Source organism: Xenorhabdus miraniensis (assembly GCF_002632615.1).
The window spans coordinates 70,349-89,349 of the sequence record NZ_NITZ01000014.1 but is presented as its reverse complement, the minus strand read 5'-3'; the positions used below and the strand labels follow the sequence as shown (position 1 = coordinate 89,349).

Below are 19,001 nucleotides of genomic sequence, written 5' to 3'. Positions count from 1 at the left end.
AGATAATTTAAGGCTATGGTTTGGCTAAACAATAGGAACGGGCAATGCTAAAGTTTATTTTACGCCGCTGCTTAGAGGCGATCCCGACACTTTTTATTCTTATTACTATTTCGTTTTTTATGATGCGGCTTGCACCGGGTAGCCCATTTACAGGGGAAAGGAAGCTACCGCCGGAAGTTATGGCAAATATTGAAGCGAAATACCATTTGAATGACCCTATCTATAAACAATACTTCAATTACTTAATCCAACTTTCCAAAGGGGATTTTGGCCCCTCATTTAAATATAAAGACTACAGTGTCAATGATCTGGTTGCAGAAGCGCTGCCAGTTTCGGCCAAATTGGGATTTGCTGCTTTTATTATGGCAGTCATATTTGGTGTCAGTGCAGGGGTTATTGCAGCATTAAATCAGAATACAAAATGGGACTATACGGTGATGGGGTTTGCCATGACGGGGGTTGTTATCCCCAGCTTCGTGGTTGCCCCCTTATTAGTGCTTATATTTGCCATTACCTTAAAATGGTTGCCGGGTGGGGGCTGGAATGGCGGGGCACCTAAATATATGCTTCTGCCGATGGTTGCACTTTCCCTTTCTTATATTGCCAGCATATCCCGTATTACCCGCGGTTCTATGATAGAAGTTCTGCACTCCAACTTTATTCGCACAGCACGAGCCAAGGGTTTGCCATTGCGAAAGATTATTTTCCGTCATGCGTTAAAACCCGCCCTGTTACCCGTCATTTCTTATATGGGACCTGCATTCGTAGGTATTATTACAGGTTCAATGGTCATTGAAACTATTTTCGGTTTACCGGGCCTGGGTCAATTGTTTGTTAATGGCGCATTAAATCGTGACTACTCACTGGTACTCAGTTTGACGATTCTGGTGGGAAGTTTAACCATCATGTTTAATGCTATCGTTGATGTGCTGTATGCCGTCATTGATCCGAAAATTCGTTACTGAGACTGGAGCACGCAATGTTACTGAATAAAAAAAATAGCGAGGCTCTGGAAAATTTTTCTGAGCAGCTCGAAATTGAAGGCCGCAGTTTGTGGCAGGATGCCCGTCGTCGTTTTATGCATAACAAAGCAGCGATTACGAGCTTATGTATTTTATTTCTGATTACATTATTTGTGATTTTAGCGCCAATGCTGTCTCAATTTGCCTACGATGATACAGATTGGAACATGATGACGATGCCACCGGATTTTGAATCCAGCCACTATTTTGGCACCGACTCATCAGGGCGTGATTTATTGGTGCGTGTTGCCATCGGCGGACGAATTTCGTTGATGGTGGGCATTGCCGCAGCCTTGATTGCCGTGTTATTCGGCACTCTGTATGGTGCAATGTCAGGCTATCTTGGCGGTAAAGTTGATATGGTCATGATGCGCTTATTAGAAATCCTCAACTCTTTTCCATTCATGTTCTTCGTTATCCTTCTGGTCACTTTTTTTGGTCAGAACATCCTGTTAATTTTCGTTGCGATAGGAATGGTGTCATGGCTGGATATGGCACGTATCGTCCGTGGTCAGACATTGAGCTTAAAGCGCAAGGAGTTCATTGAAGCCGCTTTGGTTTGTGGTGTTTCTACCCGCCATATTGTTTTACGTCACATCGTGCCAAACGTATTAGGTGTTGTGGTGGTTTATGCCTCATTGCTCGTACCCAGCATGATCCTGTTTGAATCCTTTTTGAGCTTCCTTGGTTTGGGAACTCAGGAGCCGCTCAGTAGTTGGGGCGCTTTGTTAAGCGATGGCGCTAATTCTATGGAAGTCGCTCCATGGTTGTTGTTATTTCCGGCAGGCTTTCTGGTAATGACCCTGTTTTGTTTCAATTTTATTGGTGACGGCCTGCGAGATGCCCTCGATCCGAAAGACCGTTAAGGAGAGCCTATGAATAGCGTAGAAACTGCAAAAAATACTGAGTCACTCTTGTCGGTGAAAGACCTGAATGTGACATTCAGCACTCCTGATGGCAACGTGACAGCCGTGAACAAACTGAATTTTGACTTACAGGCAGGGGAAACACTGGGGATCGTGGGAGAATCTGGCTCTGGTAAATCTCAGACTGCATTTGCATTAATGGGATTATTGGCCAGTAATGGTTCTGTCAGTGGCTCTGCTAACTTTAATGGGCGAGAAATTCTCAATTTGCAGGAAAAAGAGTTAAACAAAATGCGGGCAGAAGAGATCTCGATGATATTTCAGGATCCCATGACTTCCCTCAATCCTTATATGCGAGTTGGTGAGCAATTAACGGAAGTGCTGATGCTGCATAAAAATATGAGTAAAAGCGAAGCCTTCGAAGAATCTATTCGTATGCTGGATGCGGTTAAAATGCCAGAGGCGCGTAAGCGGATGAAAATGTATCCGCATGAATTCTCTGGCGGTATGCGTCAGCGCGTCATGATTGCCATGGCATTATTGTGCCAGCCTAAGCTATTGATTGCAGATGAACCGACAACGGCATTGGATGTGACGGTTCAGGCGCAGATCATGACGTTACTTAATGAACTGAAAAAAGAATTCAATACCGCCATTATTATGATTACCCACGATTTGGGTGTAGTGGCAGGTATCTGTGACAAAGTATTGGTGATGTATGCAGGGAGAACGATGGAATATGGCACGGCGCGTGACATATTTTATCATCCCACACATCCGTACTCCATCGGGCTATTGAACGCTGTTCCTCGTTTGGATGATGATGAAGAATCACTGACAACCATTCAGGGTAATCCTCCCAACTTGTTGCGTTTGCCGAAAGGATGTCCATTCCAGCCACGTTGTCAGTTTGCCACTGAGCGTTGTGTTCACGAAGAACCACAGTTGGAAAAATTTAACCTTGGGCGTTTGCGTGCCTGCTTTAAACCCCAGGAGGAATTAGTATGAGCACAATAGCTGAAAAACGTGTCCTATTGGAAGTCGATGATCTCAAAGTTTATTTTGATATTAAAGATGGAAAGCAATGGTTCTGGCAACCAGCTAAAACCTTAAAAGCCGTAGATGGTGTGACCTTGAGATTATACGAAGGTGAAACACTGGGCGTCGTAGGTGAATCGGGTTGTGGAAAGTCAACGCTTGCCAGAGCCGTTATTGGGCTGGTGAAAGCCTCTGGCGGGGCAGTGACGTGGCTCGGGCAGAACCTGTTGGAAATGGGTGACAAGCAATGGCGGGATATTCGCAACGATATTCAGATGATTTTCCAAGATCCTTTGGCATCGTTGAACCCGCGTATGACCATTGGGGACATTATTGCTGAGCCATTGAAAACTTATTACCCCAAAATGAAGGATGGGGAAATAAAAGAAAAAGTGAAACAGATGATGATGCGGGTGGGGTTATTACCTAATCTGATTAACCGTTATCCTCATGAATTTTCAGGCGGTCAGTGCCAACGTATTGGGATTGCCCGTGCTTTGATCCTGGAGCCTAAATTAGTTATCTGTGATGAACCCGTTTCTGCACTGGATGTTTCCATTCAGGCGCAAGTTGTTAACTTATTGCAGGAATTGCAACGGGAAATGGGGCTTTCCCTGATATTTATTGCGCATGACCTGTCGATAGTGAAACACATATCAGATCGGGTATTGGTGATGTACTTGGGGAATGCGGTAGAGTTGGGAACGTATGATGAGGTTTATCATAATCCGTTACATCCTTATACCCGGGCGCTGATGTCGGCAGTACCGATTCCTGATCCAGACAAAGAACGTAATAAGCATATTGAATTGCTGGAAGGGGAACTACCTTCACCGATTGATCCCCCATCCGGGTGTGTATTCCGCACCCGCTGTCCAATGGCAGATGCGGAATGTGCTAAGACCCGTCCATTGCTTGAAGGCAGCTTTAAGCATGCAGTGTCTTGTCTCAAAGTTGATCCGCTATAGTGAGTGATGCGGAAAACATACATTATGTGACGCTGTCACTGATTTAAACTAACATAAATAAAATGCCCTCATCCTGAGGGCATTTATCTGTTAATAATATCCTGAGGAGGAAGTGAATTGTTATTTTTTCCACAAGATATGGTAGACAGGGTGAGACTTTTCCCGGCAAATCAAAATGCGGGCAAAAACATCATCAATTTCAGCATTTTCTGATTCTGCCAAGCCAATAATGACTTCTGAGAAAAAATCTGGATCCAATTTGAAATCAACATGCTCAAACCAAATATCAGAAGGTTCCAGTAATTCTGCTCCACCCCGTTCTTCAAATTGCAAATTAAACAATAGACTATCAGCCGGATCGAGATTAGAGAGCGCTTCTTCCAGAAAGATATCGTAGGCTTTTTCAAGCGCCTCATCCTCAGTCATTCGGTTGTTAATATCTAATTGCATAGAATGTGTCGGTTGATTTTCCATGATGGCAGTATCCGAGATTAATAACAGAGTGAAATTAAAACATGTTCTATATTGCATGAATACTTTTTCTGTCACGAATTATAAGAGAGGACTGAAAAAGTAGCATACACGTTCAAGAATACGGCTCCAAACTGGGCGCTTTTCCCACTGATTGCTGGCAAGCAGCGTTGAACGCATAATATAGTCTTGTTGAACCAGCGTTAAATCATTTCCAAAGTGTTCATCGTCAATCACAACCGTGATTTCAAAATTCAACCACAAACTACGCATATCCAAATTGACTGAACCGACCATGCTAAGCTGTCCGTCGACCAAAACACTCTTGGTATGTAATAGCCCATCCTCAAATTGATAAATTTTTACCCCGGCTTCCAGTAATTCAGTAAAAAATGCCCGGCTGGCCCAGCGCACAAGAAAGGAATTGTTTTGGCTGGGCACAATGATACTTACATCAACACCACGCAGGGCCGCGGTACAAATCGCGTGCATTAAATCATCACTGGGAACAAAATAAGGGGTGGTAAGAATAAGTTGCTCACGGGCAGAAAAAATCGCAGTCATCAAGGATTGTTGGATTAATTCATCAGGAAATCCCGGCCCGGAAGCAATAACTTGAGCTGTATGCCCGCTGGCTTGCTCAAAAGGCATGATGGTGCTGTCAGGCGGCGACGGCAGATAACGCTGTCCTGTTTCCATTTCCCAGTCAAACGCATAGACAATTCCGAGTGTTGTCGTGACCGGGCCTTCCATTCTTACCATGATATCAACCCATTGCCCGACCCCTGCATCTTGTTTGAAAAAACGAGGATCAACCATATTCATACTGCCAGTGTATGAAATATGATTATCGATCAGAATAATTTTTCTATGTTGACGTAAGTCCATGCGCCGCAAGAACAAGCGAAAGATATTCACTTTTAGCGACTCGACAAATTCAATGCCGACCTTGCGCATAATATCAGGATATGGGCTGCGAAAAAATTGCCAGCTTCCGGCCGAATCCACCATGATACGACATTTAACGCCGCGTTTGGCCGCACGCATCAAGGCATCGGTAACCTGATCGACCAACCCGCCGTATTGCCATATATAAAAGACCATCTCAATATTATATTTGGCATTTTCAATATCATGAATAATGGCTTTCAGGGAGTTATCATAAGATGTCATTAATTGCATTTTGTTGCCCCTGACACCTTTGATTTTTTGACGACGTTCGCACAATTGAAATAGCGGCGTGGCCACCTCACTATTTTCATCGGTAAAAATATGGGAGGATTTTCTTAACTCCGCAAGCCACTTGGCGACAGATGAACGCATTTGTTTGGCTTGCTCAACTCGGCGTTTGCCAAGATGTAATTCGCCAAATGATAGATAAGCAACAATGCCTACTAAAGGAAGAATGTAAATAATCAGTACCCAAGTCATTGCTGATGTCACTGGACGGCGTTTCATCAAAACACGAATAGTGATACCAGCAATAATCAACCAGTATAAGAAAATCGCCAGCCAGTTAAGTACAGAATAAAAGGTTGTCATACGTGGCAATCAATCCTGTTTATTTAAGTATTTCATACTGTCATTACCACAAGTTTCTAGAAATTTGAGCAAACGATCAACCTAATATCATTAATTTAACAGGTAGTCATCAAAGATAATTATAGAAGTTACAGTGTATTATTGATACGCCGAGCTTTTTATGATTTCTTAATCTATCTTTCATCTTAGGACTGATTCTAATTCCTTCTATAGTGATGGTGTAAGATCAGTTAATACACCTATGTATTAGACGTTTTATATGACAAGACTATTAAAAGTGTTTGCAGTGATAGTGATTGTGCTGGTGTTATTGGTATTGGCGGGGTGGTATACACTTCCACGCTGGCTACCATCAATTGCCGGTCATTGGCTGCCACAGGGAGTAACGCTTTCTTTGAGCCAACCAACATGGAAAAAGAATGCACTATGGTTGGATAGGCTGTCATTGAAGGCAAAGACATGTGAATGGATAAATGTATCTGGATTATCCATAGAATATTCACGTCGAGAAAATACCGAGGGCCGTCATTGGAATATTCATGTTGCCAATGTTGATACTCAAAGCCAATGTTTGGTTCACTTGCCCGTGATTGAAAAACAGTCAGCACCATTATCTGTACAAGAGATATTATCCCATATCCCAGCAATTAACCTTGTTGTTGACCATCTTGCTGTTATCCCATGGCAAGAATTCGCCGGCAGACTCCAATTTGATTCCTCATCCCAGAGCCAAATGCTCTCTTATCAGGGTGAGAAATTAACGCTAAACGCAAATATTACAGATAAAAAGACGCTCATTATTAATCAATTTTGGATGAAATTGCCTGAACAGGAAATTAGCTTGAATGGAGATATGGCCTTACCTTTAGAGATTAAATCACTCCCTGAACAAGGGCAAATAACAGCTCATTTATCTGTGAGCCAATACCCAGAACCTTTGCTGCTGGCATTGAAATGGAAGGGGAAGAGTGGATTGTTTACTGTTATTGAGGAAAAGGGACAACAATTACTCGCGGAGTTGCCTTGGTCATTCAATGCCTCTCAATTCTTGATCAGTAATGGTAAATGGCAATGGTTGGCAGCAAACCAACCGTTGTCTGGAGGGATTAATATCAGGCTTGAACAATGGAAAAAAGGGTTAGCAGGCATGTCTGTCAGTGGGCGGGTAAATCTGGTGACTCAAAATGAGAGAGGTAAAGGCAATGTCGTTTTGTCAGTGCCATCAACACCAATCAATGTGATCAATGTACATATTCCATTCCAGTTAACCGGACAAATCAATAGCGGGGAAATGATCATGACCATGTCATTACCTGCTGTTGTCACTGGGTCTTGGGTGGCACCCAAGATCACTTTTCAATCAGGAGCATTGTTTCGTGCATGGGGAAAGGTGAGTGAGACTTTTACTGTCAAAGAAGCTCGTTTGCCTTTAGCAGGCACGTACTTGACTCGTGAGGGTTTTACTGGCCGTCTACAGGCCATTTTACGGGCGCAAGATAGCTATTGGGGAACATTCAAATTACACCTGGATGGGTATGCAGAAGATTTTATGCCCGATCAGGGAAACTGGAAATGGCGTTCTTGGGGAAATGGAAATTTACCCCCTCTACAGGCTAAATGGGACCTTGCAGGTACAGGAAGCTGGAAGCAATCACAGATAACAGTGGATGGATTAAATACAGGGTTTAATCGTATTCAATATGGTCTTGTGCAAATGAAATCACCCCGTTTAAAACTGACTAAGCCATTAGTTTGGGAACGTTCGGCAAGTCGTCCGGCATTTACGGGGGACTTGCAATTATCTTCTCAAAAAACCGAATTTCGATCGGGTGGTTTTTTACCGCCATTTGATTTTAAGGCCACATTGACTGGGCAATCACCAGATAATTTTATGCTAAATGGCAAATTACATTCCAAAGGTATTGGCCCGATTCCATTTTATGGGCGTTGGGATGGGGAACGATTAAGGGGAGAAGCGCGTTGGCCTCAGCAGTCTTTATTAGCATTTCAATCCTTAATCCCACCCGATCTGGGAATTACAGTGCGTGGCGGTAAAATTTATGCTCAGGCTGCTTTTTCAGCCGCGAAAGGGCAAGGACTGCGCGCTGGTGGTCACTGGGTAGTAAAAGAAGCGAATATGTGGCTGAAAAACGGGGAAGTTGATGGTTTGGAGTTTGTGCTTCCATGGCGTTTGCAGGAACAGACTTGGCAGTTGGGATTAACATCACCAGTCCAGCTTCGCATCAAAGCCATTAAGGGGCTGTTTGACATGCAGAATGTAACAGCCGATTTGCTGGGTTTTTATCCACCAACCCATGCACAGCCGTTGGCATTGACTAATGTGAATGTTGATACGCTGGATGGTCAGTTGAAAATGAACAAATTGCAGCTTCCCCAAAAAGAAGCTGCGGTATTGCGATTTAACAAACTGAACCTAAGCAAATTGTTTGGCGTATTAAAAGTGAAGCAAATAGCAATGTCAGGAAAAATCAGTGGTGAATTGCCAATCTTATTAAATGACGAAAAGTGGATTATTCAGCGAGGCTGGGTATCTAATGAAAGATATCTGACCTTGAGGTTGGATAAGGATACGGTTGATTCTATAGGAAAAAATGACTTCTCAGCCGGTATGGCAATGGATTGGTTACGTTATTTAGAAATCAGCCGTTCAAAAGCCTATGTGACCCTCGATAATTTGGGCATTTTGACATTACATGCTGAGATCAGTGGGGTTAATCCCGTGGTCGACAAAAAGCGGGAAGTCAGGCTCAACTACCGTCATGAAGAGAATATTTTTCAGTTATGGCGCAGCTTACGGTTTGGCAGTAATCTGGAAGAGTGGTTACAGAAAAATATATCGGTGATGTAGGGGTTAATTAGATGGAAATAAAACGGCAAGTAGGGTTGTCAGTAATAAGGCAATGGATTAAAGATTCTTATTTGTTTTGGGCTGTTCCTGTCAACTGGGAGTGATAAATGATAACAAAAGTTGGATGCAGAATACCATCCGTCAGAATGGGCATGGCGTTAGTAAGCATAATGTTGATTAACATAGTATTGGTGGGTTGTGTCAGGCTGGAAGTCGCGACACCTGATAAACCCATCAATATCAATATGAATGTGAAAATTGAACATGAAATTCATATTAAGGTCGATCGGCAAATTGAAGATATGCTCAAAAACAACTCTAATTTATTCTAAGGGTTAGAATATGAAAAAAGCAGGAATGGTCTTTATTTTGAGTCTGCTATTCAGCTCTTTTGCTGTGGGAATGACATTGAACGAAGCAAAACAACAAGGGCTGGTGGGGGAAACATTCAGTGGCTATCTGGCACCCGTAAAAAATACCAAAGACGCTCAGTCTGTAGTTAAAAAAATTAATGAAGAACGGGAAAAGAAATATGCTGAAATTGCGGTCCAAAACAATATGACAACAGATCAGGTCGCGAAAATTGCGGGTGAAAAATTAGTCAGCCGGGCGACGTCAGGAGAGTATGTTCTTGGTATCAATGGCAATTGGGTGAAGAAATAAGCGCGCCGTTCGGCGCACTTAATCTTTATCAAGCTACCTTTTATTAGGCTACGGCTTTTTCGAGTTGCGCCTGTCCCATTTTTTCTATGACATCATCTATCGCATCATGGGCATTCTGATGTGCTTGGTTGGCAGGTTCTGCGCCGAATGCCAAACCTTCAGCAAACACAAATTCCATATCGGTAATGCCAATAAATCCGAGAAAAACACGCAGGTATGGTGTCATCAAATCTGTAGGGCTATCTTTATGAATGCCACCACGGCTACTCAAGATAATAGCGCGTTTGCCTTTTAGCAAACCTTCAGGGCCTTTCTCGGTGTATTGAAAAGTCAGACCAGCACGGGCAACCAAATCAAAATAGGTTTTGAGCTGAGTAGGGATCGTGAAGTTATACATTGGTGCCGTGATGACAATAACATCGTGTGTTTTTAATTCTGCAATCAACTCATCTGACAGTGCTAATGCTGATTTTTGGCGTTCTGTCAATTCTGCATCGCTTGGACGCAAGGCACTGACCAATTCTCCATCCAGTACTGGAACCGGATTTTCAGCGAGATCGCGTGTGGTAATGTTGCTCTCTGAGTGATTAGCCAGCCATTTTTCAGCAAAATAGTCAGCCATTTTATTACTTTGGGAATATTGCGCCAGAATGCTGGATTTCAGAAGCAGTACTTTATTCATTCTTTACTTCCTTAGTTATCTTAAGAACTATAACTTTATTTATGATATCGACTGTGTTCTATTTTATAGAGAGAATTGTTCAGTCAATAGCTCAATATTTTGAGGTAAGAATTCAAATTCATTGAATGATTGAAAAGGGTTTAAGCGAGTAAAAATTGTACTCCATTAATTATATAGAGATTGGAGTTCAAATTCATTGAATAGCGGGTGATTACCCATTAAATTTATCGCCAATAAAACGGTAAATTGACTAAACTGAGAGTGTATATAAAATACATAGAGCTGCATAAGATATGTTACACTTCTCTGATAGTTAAGTCATAAGAAATTATCCTCTGAGCCTGCAAAGACAGCGCTACCCAGTTAAAAACGTCACAAGGATTTATCACGTGGAATCACCTTTGACAGCACCACTTGCTGAATTATTCGCTGAACTTGATCACACCCCGCTGCGCGATCAGTTCCGTTTAAGAAAACGCCTGCATGGAGCAGCAAAAATCAAAAATCAAGCTTCTTTGCAGGCTGTGGCACAATCTATTTCTGCGGATATTGCGACAGCAAAACAGAAAGTGATTAACCGTCAGGCATCATGCCCTTCGATCCAATACCCTGAAAACCTACCTGTTAGCCAGAAGAAAGATGATATCTATAAGGCCATTCGGGATAATCAGGTTGTTATCATTGCAGGGGAAACGGGTTCGGGTAAAACAACTCAGATCCCGAAAATTTGCCTTGAGTTGGGCAGGGGCATCAAAGGGCTAATCGGGCATACTCAACCCCGTCGTCTGGCTGCCCGTTCAGTTGCTAACCGCATTGCGGATGAATTAGAAACCCCGCTTGGATCAACGGTCGGTTATAAAGTGCGTTTTAATGATCAGGTCAGTGATAATACGTTGGTCAAGTTAATGACGGATGGTATTTTGCTGGCGGAATTGCAACAAGATCGTTTGTTACTGCAATATGATACGTTAATTATCGACGAAGCTCATGAACGTAGTCTGAATATTGATTTTATTCTCGGCTACTTGCGTCAATTATTACCAAAGCGCCCGGATCTGAAAGTCATTATTACTTCTGCAACCATTGATCCTGAACGTTTTTCCCGCCATTTCAACAATGCACCGATTATTGAAGTGTCAGGGCGGACTTATCCGGTGGAAGTGCGTTATCGGCCCGTGGCCGGTGATGGTGATGATAATGACAGTGATAGGGATCAGCTTGAAGCCATCATTGATGCCGTGGATGAGTTGGGACGAGAAAGCGCTGGAGACATACTGGTTTTCATGAGTGGTGAACGTGAAATCCGGGATACGGCGGATGCACTCAGTAAGCAAAAATTCCCACATACTGAAATCCTGCCGCTTTTCGCACGGTTGTCTAACAGCGAACAGAACCGGATATTCCAGTCCCATGTTGGCCGCCGGATCATCTTGGCAACTAACGTAGCGGAAACATCGCTGACTGTACCCGGAATCAAATATGTGATCGATACCGGCTTTGCGCGCATTAGCCGATACAGTTATCGGACTAAAGTCCAGCGCTTACCGATAGAACCTACTTCTCAGGCATCTGCCAATCAGCGAAAAGGGCGCTGTGGTCGTGTTTCAAACGGAATTTGTATTCGTCTCTATTCGGAAGATGACTTTTTATCACGCCCGGAATTTACTGATCCTGAAATTTTGCGCACTAACTTAGCTTCTGTTATTTTGCAAATGACCTCTATTGGTTTGGGCGATGTCAGTGCATTTCCATTTGTTGAGGCGCCGGATAAACGCAATATTCAGGATGGCGTCCGTCTCTTGGAAGAACTGGGCGCTATTGATCCTGAATCCCTGTCAGAAGGAAATTACCGGCTGACTGCGATGGGTCAGCAATTGGCACAGTTACCTATCGATCCACGCTTGGCTCGTATGGTTTTGGAAGCTAAAGCACATGGTTGTGTTCGTGAAGTCATGGTGATTACTTCAGCATTATCGATCCAAGACCCACGAGAAAGACCACTGGAAAAGCAGCAAGCCTCCGATGAAAAACATCGTCGTTTTGCGGACAAAGATTCAGATTTCATTGCGTTCCTGAAATTGTGGGATTTTCTGCTGGAACAGCAAAAAGCGCTTTCCAGTTCCCAATTCCGCAAGCTTTGCCGTCAGGATTATCTGAATTATCTTCGCGTTAGAGAATGGCAGGATATTTACACCCAGCTACGCCAAGTTGTTAAAGAAATTGGTTTACCGATCAACAGCCAAGAAGCGGATTATAAAAGTATTCATATTGCTTTGCTGACAGGTTTATTATCCCATATCGGGCAAAAAGATACGGATAAACAGGAATATACAGGTGCGCGTAATGCCCGTTTTTCTATTTTTCCTGGCTCCGGTTTATTTAAAAAGCCACCTAAATGGGGAATGGTAGCCGAATTAGTGGAAACCAGCCGATTGTGGGGACGTATTGCTGCACGTATTGAACCTGAATGGGTAGAGCCGTTGGCCGCACATTTAATTAAGCACCATTACAGTGAACCTCATTGGCAAAAATCGCAGGGCGCAGTAATGGCAACGGAAAAAGTCACCCTGTATGGTTTGCCCATTGTGGCGGGGCGTTTGGTGAATTATAGCCAGATTGATCCCCTGTTATGTCGTGAATTGTTTATCCGTCACGCGTTGGTGGAAGGGGATTGGCAGACACGTCACTCATTTTTCCGCGCTAACCTGAAACTGCGGGAAGAAGTTGAAGAACTGGAACATAAATCCCGCCGACGGGATATTCTGGTGGATGATGAAACGTTGTTCAGTTTCTATGATCAGCGAATTGGCAAAGATGTTATTTCATCCCGCCATTTTGATCGCTGGTGGAAAATAACAAGTAAAGATCAACCAGAATTGCTCAATTTTGAAAAGAGTATGTTGATCAAAGGCGACGCCAATAAAGTCAGTGCGTTGGATTATCCGAATTATTGGCATCAGGATAATTTGAAATTCCGTCTGAGTTATCAGTTTGAGCCAGGAACCGATGCCGATGGCGTGACTGTGCATATTCCGTTACCGGTATTGAATCAGGTTAGAGATGAAGGATTCGACTGGCAAATTCCGGGCATTCGTCATGAATTAGTCGTCGCGTTGATTAAGTCATTGCCAAAGCCAATACGCCGTAATTTTGTACCTGCGCCTAACTATGCACAGGCATTTTTGGAGCGGGTTACCCAACCTCAGGCTACCTTACTGGATAGCCTTGAGAAAGAACTACGTCGCATGACTGGTGTGACAGTGTCACGTGAAAATTGGCAATTGGAACAAGTTTCTGACCATCTTAAGATCACATTCCGTGTTCTGGGCGAGAAAAATAAACTGTTAGCGGAAGGCAAGGATTTGTCGGAGCTGAAACTAAAATTAAAAGGGAAAGTTCAGGAAACACTTTCAGCAGTAGCGGATGATGGTATTGAACAAAGTGGGCTGCATATTTGGAGTTTTGGTGAATTGCCTGAACGCTATGAGCAGAAACGTGGTGGCTATTCTGTTAAAGCATTTCCGGCATTAGTGGATGAAAAAGACAGTATTGGCATTAAATTGTTTGAGACTGAATCTGAACAGCGAAATGCGATGTGGGAAGGAACTCGTCGTTTGTTATTGCTGAACATTCCATCACCGATCAAATACCTGCATGAGAAATTACCGAACAAATCCAAATTGGGGCTGTACTTTAACCCATATGGAAAGGTATTGGATTTGATTGATGATTGCATCTCTTGTGGTGTGGATAGATTGATCGCCGAAAATAGTGGGCCAGCGTGGAATGAGCAGGCATTTTCTTGTTTGCAGGATAAAGTCCGTGCCGATTTGAATGATGCAGTCGTTGATATTGCCAAGCAAGTGGAGCAGATCCTGACAGCGGTCTTTAACATCAACAAGCGACTGAAAGGGCGGGTAGATATTGCCCTCGCACTGGCGTTATCGGATATTAAAGAGCAAATTTCCGGTCTGGTCTTTAATGGATTCGTGACTTCCCATGGTTGGAAGCGTTTGGCAGATGTTCTGCGTTATTTGAATGGCATTGATCGTCGTTTGGAAAAATTAGCGGTTGATCCTAACAAAGACAGGGCGCACATGAGCCGGATTGAGCATATTCAGCGCCAATGGCAACAATGGCAGGCAAAATTGTCTAGCCAGCAGAAACAATTGCCGGAAGTGAAAGAAGTTCGTTGGATGATTGAGGAGCTTCGGATTAGCTTATTTGCCCAGCAATTGGGGACGGCGTATCCAATATCAGATAAGCGTATTTTGCAGGCGATGGAAAATATCACACTGTGATCTTGAAGCTTATGGGCTGCTTTTGTTTTATGGCAGCCCATAAATTTGTTGGGGAAGCGCTATCAATACATTTATAGCTACAACACATTTATAGTTACAACATACTTGTATACATAAACACTACATCCCATATTTATATATTCCCTCATAAATAGCCTATGAGGGAATTGTAGAATTATAATTGTGTGGCGGTCTTCATGGCACGGACAAAAGTCATTAACTTTTCCAGCATCACCTGAGGTTGGTGAAGATTTTCTTCGATGATTTTTACAATGGCAGAACCTGAAATCGCACCTGTAGCACCGTTATTGAGTGCAATTGCCACCTGTGAAGGTTCGGAAATACCAAAACCTTGTAGGGCAGGAGCCGCATGATATTCTTTAAGCTTATCGACAAGATGGTTCAATGGCTGCTTGGCGCGATTTTCACTACCAGTCACTCCCGCCCTTGATAGCAGGTAAGTATATCCACGTCCAAATGAAACAATTTCACGCAGTAAATCATCATCTGCATTCGGGGGACAGATAAATATCGGGGCAATATCATATTTCATGGCGGCTGAGCGGAAAGGTAACGATTCTGATATCGGTACATCAGCCACCAAAACGGAATCAACGCCAGCCTCTTTGCAGCAGAGGTAAAATTTATCAATCCCATTGTGGAATACTAAATTCGCATAAACTAACAGACCAATTGGGATATCGGGATGTTTAGCGCGAATTTTTGCCAGCAGACTGAAGCACAATGCAGGCGTGACCTTAGATGATAACGCACGTAAATTGGCATTCTGGATGGTTGGGCCGTCAGCGAGGGGATCTGAAAATGGAATACCTAATTCAAGCGCATCAGCGCCACCAGCGATTAATGTATCAATGAGTTCCAGTGATAATTCAGGATTAGGATCGCCCAGGGTGACAAAAGGAACAAAAGCGCCTTGATTTTGATTTTCCAGCTTCTTGAAAAGTTGTTGATAACGTTCCATCAGATTTCCCCTCTGGATTTTAGAATATCGTAAACGGTGAAGATGTCTTTGTCGCCACGGCCAGATAAGTTGACGATTAACAACTGCTCTTTATCGGGTTCCTGACGGATCATTTTCAGAGCATAAGCCAGCGCATGAGATGACTCCAAGGCAGGAATAATGCCTTCATTGCGTGATAGTTCCTGAAAAGCAGCCAGTGCTTCATCGTCAGTGATTGAGACATAATCAGCTCTGCCGATGCTGTTTAAATAAGCATGTTGTGGACCGACTGAAGGAAAATCTAACCCGGCCGAGATAGAGTAAGACTCTTCAATCTGCCCGTCTTCCGTCTGCATAATCGGGGCTTTCATGCCAAAGTAAATGCCTAATTTTCCGTGTTTCAATGGAGCGCCATGTTCACCCGTTTCGATACCATGTCCGGCAGGTTCAACACCGATCAGGCGAACGGTATTTTCTGGAATAAACTCAGCAAACAGGCCGATCGCATTCGAGCCACCGCCGATACAGGCAATAACTGCATCGGGCAGGCGCCCTTCTTTTTCTAAAATTTGCGCCTTGGCTTCTTCACCAATCATGCGTTGAAATTCTCGTACCATCGTCGGGTACGGATGAGGGCCTGCTGCTGTTCCCAATAAGTAATGGGCTTTTTCATAGCAGCCAGACCAGTCACGCATTGCTTCGTTGCAGGCATCTTTCAAAGTTGCTGAGCCGCTGTGAACAGGGATCACCTCAGCTCCCATCAACCGCATGCGAAAAACATTGGGGGATTGACGTTCAATATCTTTTGCGCCCATATAAATACGGCATTTCAATCCCAATAACGCGCAAGCCAACGCGGTTGCAACTCCATGCTGACCTGCGCCTGTTTCAGCAATGATTTCGTTTTTTCCCATCCGTTTAGCTAACAATGCTTGTCCCAGGACCTGATTGGTTTTGTGAGCGCCGCCGTGCAGTAAGTCTTCACGTTTTAGGTAAAGACGAGTTTTTGTACCCTTAGTCAAGTTATGACACAGGGTTAAGGCTGTGGGCCTGCCTGCGTAGTTTTTCAATAAATCTTGAAATGCCTGCTGAAATTCAGGATCTCTTTGTGCATCAATAAAAGCTTCTTCTAATTGATTAAGTGCAGGGACCAAAATTTGAGGAACAAATTGTCCGCCAAAGTCGCCAAAATAAGGATTCAATTTACTCATTATTCTACTCATCCATTTTTGTCTGAAAAATTAGTGATAACAGCGTAATTGTTGAAATACCTGTTTGATCTTTTGACTACTTTTGATGCCTGGGGAAACTTCGACTCCAGAGTTAAAATCCAGCCCATAACAACCAAGAGTTGCCGCCTGTTGGCAATTTTCTGCATTCAGGCCGCCAGCCAACATATTGTTATATTGAAGTTGTGGATTAATTAACTGCCAGTCAAATGGTTTCCCTGTGCCTCCTGACCCATTATCCAGCAATAAATGATCCACATTAGGTATTTCGGAAAATTCCGCAGTTTTGGACATATCAATAGCTTTCCAAATTTCGCAGTGTTCAGGTAGTACAGTACGTAATGTATTGATGTAATCTTCGTTTTCATGCCCATGTAGCTGAACGGCGGTAAGCGAAAGAGTACGGGCGATATCACTGACAACATCAACGGGTTGGTTTTGAAATACCCCGACATATTGTAAAGACGCTTCATTGATGATCTGTTGGGCTTTTTGCAGGCTCACTTTACGCGGTGATTTTTCTGCAAAAATAAGGCCACCGTAGACTGCACCCATCTGCAATGCTGTTTTGGCATCTTGTGGGCGGGTTAAGCCGCAAATCTTGTTATTACCTAAAATCAGGCGGCGTAAAGCGAGATCTAAGTTTTGCTGTGCCATTAAAGAGCTGCCAATGAGAAAACCGTGAGCAAATTGGCTTAATTCACGCACTTGACGATGCTGATGGATGCCGGATTCACTGATAATGATAGTATCTTTGGGTAAACCAGCCGCCAGTTTGCGGGTGCGTTCCAAATCAATGGACAAATCGCGCAGATCCCGATTATTGATACCAATAACTTTTGCACCTAATTCAATTGCCCTTTGCTGCTCATTTTCATTACTGACTTCGGTCAGTACACCCATATCAAGGCTGTGTGCCAGTGCAGATAAATCACGATACGTATCGTCATCAAGAACGGAAAGCATCAATAAAATAGCGTCAGCCTGATAATAACGGGCGAGGTAAACCTGATAGGCATCAATAATAAAATCTTTGCATAGAACCGGTTGGTGTACGGCAGAACTGACCATTTTGAGAAAATCATAATTGCCTTGAAAGTATTTTTCATCAGTCAAAACAGAGATTGCAGCAGCATAAGGCTGATAAGTTTTAGCAATGCGAACAGGATCGAAATCTTCACGAATTAATCCTTTTGAAGGGGATGCCTTTTTACATTCTAAAATAAAAACAGTCTGATTAGCGGATAAAGCCTGATAGAACCGACGATGACTCGGTATAATGGCATCAATAAAACTTTCCAGTGGCTGTTTTGCTTTACGAGTCATCAAGTATGCTGCTTTATCATCAACAATTTTCTGTAATATGCTGGTTTTCATGATTAAATCCTTGCCGCCAATGCTGTCACTTTTTCATAAGCATGACCGCTATAAATGGTATTGAGTGCCAATTGTGTATTTTCTCGTAGATCTTCGTGCCCATGAATTTTCATCAAGAGAGCAACATTCGCTGCTACGGCATCGGCATGGGCTTTTTGCCCCCGGCCTTGCAGTAATAGTGCCAACATATCGCGATTTTCTTCCGGGGTTCCGCCTCTCAGTGAAGATATAGAATGGCCCGGTAAGCCAAAATCTGCGGCCGTTAACCGGTACTGTTGAATCTCGCCATGATTGAGTTCTGCAACATAGGTTGGGGCATGTAAAGCGACTTCATCCATACCGCCACTGTGTACAACGGCGGCGCGTTGATAACCTAAAACCTGTAGGGTACGAGCTATGGGTTCTACTAATTCAGAACTGTAAACTCCAATGAGTGATAAGGGAGGACGAGCAGGATTAATCAATGGGCCAAGTACATTGAATAATGTCCGGGTTTTTAATTGCTGGCGAACTTGTGCCGCATGACGAAAGCCACTGTGATATTGAGGGGCAAATAGGAAACAGACACCAATATCATCCAGAGCGCGGCGTGAATCTTCGGCACAAATATCCAATGCAATGCCGAATGCCGCCAGTAAATCGGATGATCCAGAACGGCTGGAAATACTGCGGTTACCATGTTTTGCCACTTTAAGCCCACAAGCTGCGGCAATAAAGGCGCTGGCCGTTGAAATATTGATGCTGTTTGTACCGTCTCCGCCTGTGCCGACGATATCACAAAACATGTAATCAGGACGAGGAAAGGGAACAGCATTTTCCAGGAATGCCTGGGCCGCACCTGCAATTTCTTGTGGTTGTTCACCATGTAGTTTCAGACTAATTAATACAGCAGCCAATTGTGCATCACTCAACTCACCATGAATAATGGCAGTGAATAGTTGCTGGCTTTCTTGCTGTGTCAGTGTTTGGGCACTGAATAATTTTTCAAAAATCAATTGCATTTTCCCATTCC

Annotated in this window: 15 protein-coding genes; 8 read left to right on the top strand and 7 right to left on the bottom strand. The window is 43.5% G+C overall.

All coding sequences use genetic code 11. The features are described from left to right. Nucleotides 1-44 precede the first annotated feature (44 nt). From oppB to oppF, 4 genes are read left to right on the top strand one after another with little or no spacing between them, the layout of a single operon-like run. Nucleotides 45-965, top strand: coding sequence for an oligopeptide ABC transporter permease OppB (gene oppB, locus Xmir_RS35955; RefSeq protein WP_099114821.1), 921 nt, complete (start codon nucleotides 45-47; stop codon nucleotides 963-965). Between the two features lie 14 nt (nucleotides 966-979). Next, the gene (gene oppC / locus Xmir_RS35950) at nucleotides 980-1,888 is read left to right on the top strand and encodes an oligopeptide ABC transporter permease OppC (RefSeq protein WP_099114820.1); all 909 of its coding nucleotides are present in this window, start codon (nucleotides 980-982) and stop codon (nucleotides 1,886-1,888) included. A gap of 9 nt (nucleotides 1,889-1,897) precedes the next feature. Continuing rightward, a complete protein-coding gene (gene oppD, locus Xmir_RS35945; RefSeq protein ID WP_099114819.1) occupies nucleotides 1,898-2,896 on the top strand; it encodes an ABC transporter ATP-binding protein in 999 nt (332 codons plus the stop codon). Continuing rightward, a complete protein-coding gene (oppF, locus tag Xmir_RS35940; protein WP_099114818.1) occupies nucleotides 2,893-3,894 on the top strand; it encodes a murein tripeptide/oligopeptide ABC transporter ATP binding protein OppF in 1,002 nt (333 codons plus the stop codon). Before oppD ends, oppF begins: the two co-directional genes overlap by 4 nt. Before the next feature lie 120 nt (nucleotides 3,895-4,014). Here the strand turns inward: oppF and Xmir_RS35935 are convergent, their stop codons facing one another. Beyond that, nucleotides 4,015-4,344, bottom strand: coding sequence for an HI1450 family dsDNA-mimic protein (locus Xmir_RS35935; RefSeq protein ID WP_208620441.1), 330 nt, complete (start codon nucleotides 4,342-4,344; stop codon nucleotides 4,015-4,017). A 102-nt stretch (nucleotides 4,345-4,446) separates the two neighbouring features. After that, complete coding sequence (gene cls, locus Xmir_RS35930; protein WP_099114817.1) at nucleotides 4,447-5,907, bottom strand: cardiolipin synthase; 1,461 nt, start codon at nucleotides 5,905-5,907, stop codon at nucleotides 4,447-4,449. A gap of 259 nt (nucleotides 5,908-6,166) precedes the next feature. Between cls and Xmir_RS35925 the strand changes: the two genes are divergently transcribed. From Xmir_RS35925 to Xmir_RS35915, 3 genes are all read left to right on the top strand, one after another. Beyond that, nucleotides 6,167-8,776, top strand: coding sequence for a YdbH family protein (locus Xmir_RS35925; protein WP_099114816.1), 2,610 nt, complete (start codon nucleotides 6,167-6,169; stop codon nucleotides 8,774-8,776). A 146-nt stretch (nucleotides 8,777-8,922) separates the two neighbouring features. Beyond that, on the top strand, nucleotides 8,923-9,108 hold the full coding sequence (locus Xmir_RS35920; RefSeq protein WP_244170935.1) for a YnbE family lipoprotein: 186 nt from the start codon (nucleotides 8,923-8,925) through the stop codon (nucleotides 9,106-9,108). Between the two features lie 10 nt (nucleotides 9,109-9,118). Beyond that, nucleotides 9,119-9,439, top strand: a complete 321-nt coding sequence (locus Xmir_RS35915; RefSeq protein ID WP_099114814.1) for a YdbL family probable chaperone protein — start codon at nucleotides 9,119-9,121, stop codon at nucleotides 9,437-9,439. Nucleotides 9,440-9,482: 43 nt separating this feature from the next. Here the strand turns inward: Xmir_RS35915 and Xmir_RS35910 are convergent, their stop codons facing one another. Continuing rightward, nucleotides 9,483-10,121, bottom strand: coding sequence for an FMN-dependent NADH-azoreductase (locus Xmir_RS35910; RefSeq protein ID WP_099114813.1), 639 nt, complete (start codon nucleotides 10,119-10,121; stop codon nucleotides 9,483-9,485). 389 nt (nucleotides 10,122-10,510) lie between these two features. On the opposite strand from Xmir_RS35910, the gene hrpA reads away from it, so the two are divergent. Next, a complete protein-coding gene (gene hrpA, locus Xmir_RS35905; protein ID WP_099114812.1) occupies nucleotides 10,511-14,422 on the top strand; it encodes an ATP-dependent RNA helicase HrpA in 3,912 nt (1,303 codons plus the stop codon). A 175-nt stretch (nucleotides 14,423-14,597) separates the two neighbouring features. On the opposite strand, the gene trpA is transcribed toward hrpA, so the two are convergent. Genes trpA through trpD form a run of 4 tightly spaced genes read right to left on the bottom strand, consistent with a single transcriptional unit; the run spans nucleotide 14,598 to nucleotide 18,990 of the window. Beyond that, nucleotides 14,598-15,404: a tryptophan synthase subunit alpha gene (trpA, locus tag Xmir_RS35900; protein ID WP_099114811.1), complete on the bottom strand. Its 807-nt coding sequence runs from the start codon at nucleotides 15,402-15,404 to the stop codon at nucleotides 14,598-14,600. Then, the gene (trpB, locus tag Xmir_RS35895; RefSeq protein WP_099114810.1) at nucleotides 15,404-16,594 is read right to left on the bottom strand and encodes a tryptophan synthase subunit beta; all 1,191 of its coding nucleotides are present in this window, start codon (nucleotides 16,592-16,594) and stop codon (nucleotides 15,404-15,406) included. Before trpB ends, trpA begins: the two co-directional genes overlap by 1 nt. 30 nt (nucleotides 16,595-16,624) lie before the next feature. Next, entirely contained in the window at nucleotides 16,625-17,989 is a 1,365-nt protein-coding gene (trpCF, locus tag Xmir_RS35890; protein WP_099114809.1) for a bifunctional indole-3-glycerol-phosphate synthase TrpC/phosphoribosylanthranilate isomerase TrpF, read from the bottom strand. A 2-nt stretch (nucleotides 17,990-17,991) separates the two neighbouring features. Next, nucleotides 17,992-18,990, bottom strand: coding sequence for an anthranilate phosphoribosyltransferase (trpD, locus tag Xmir_RS35885; protein WP_099114808.1), 999 nt, complete (start codon nucleotides 18,988-18,990; stop codon nucleotides 17,992-17,994). Between the last annotated feature and the right edge of the window lie 11 nt (nucleotides 18,991-19,001).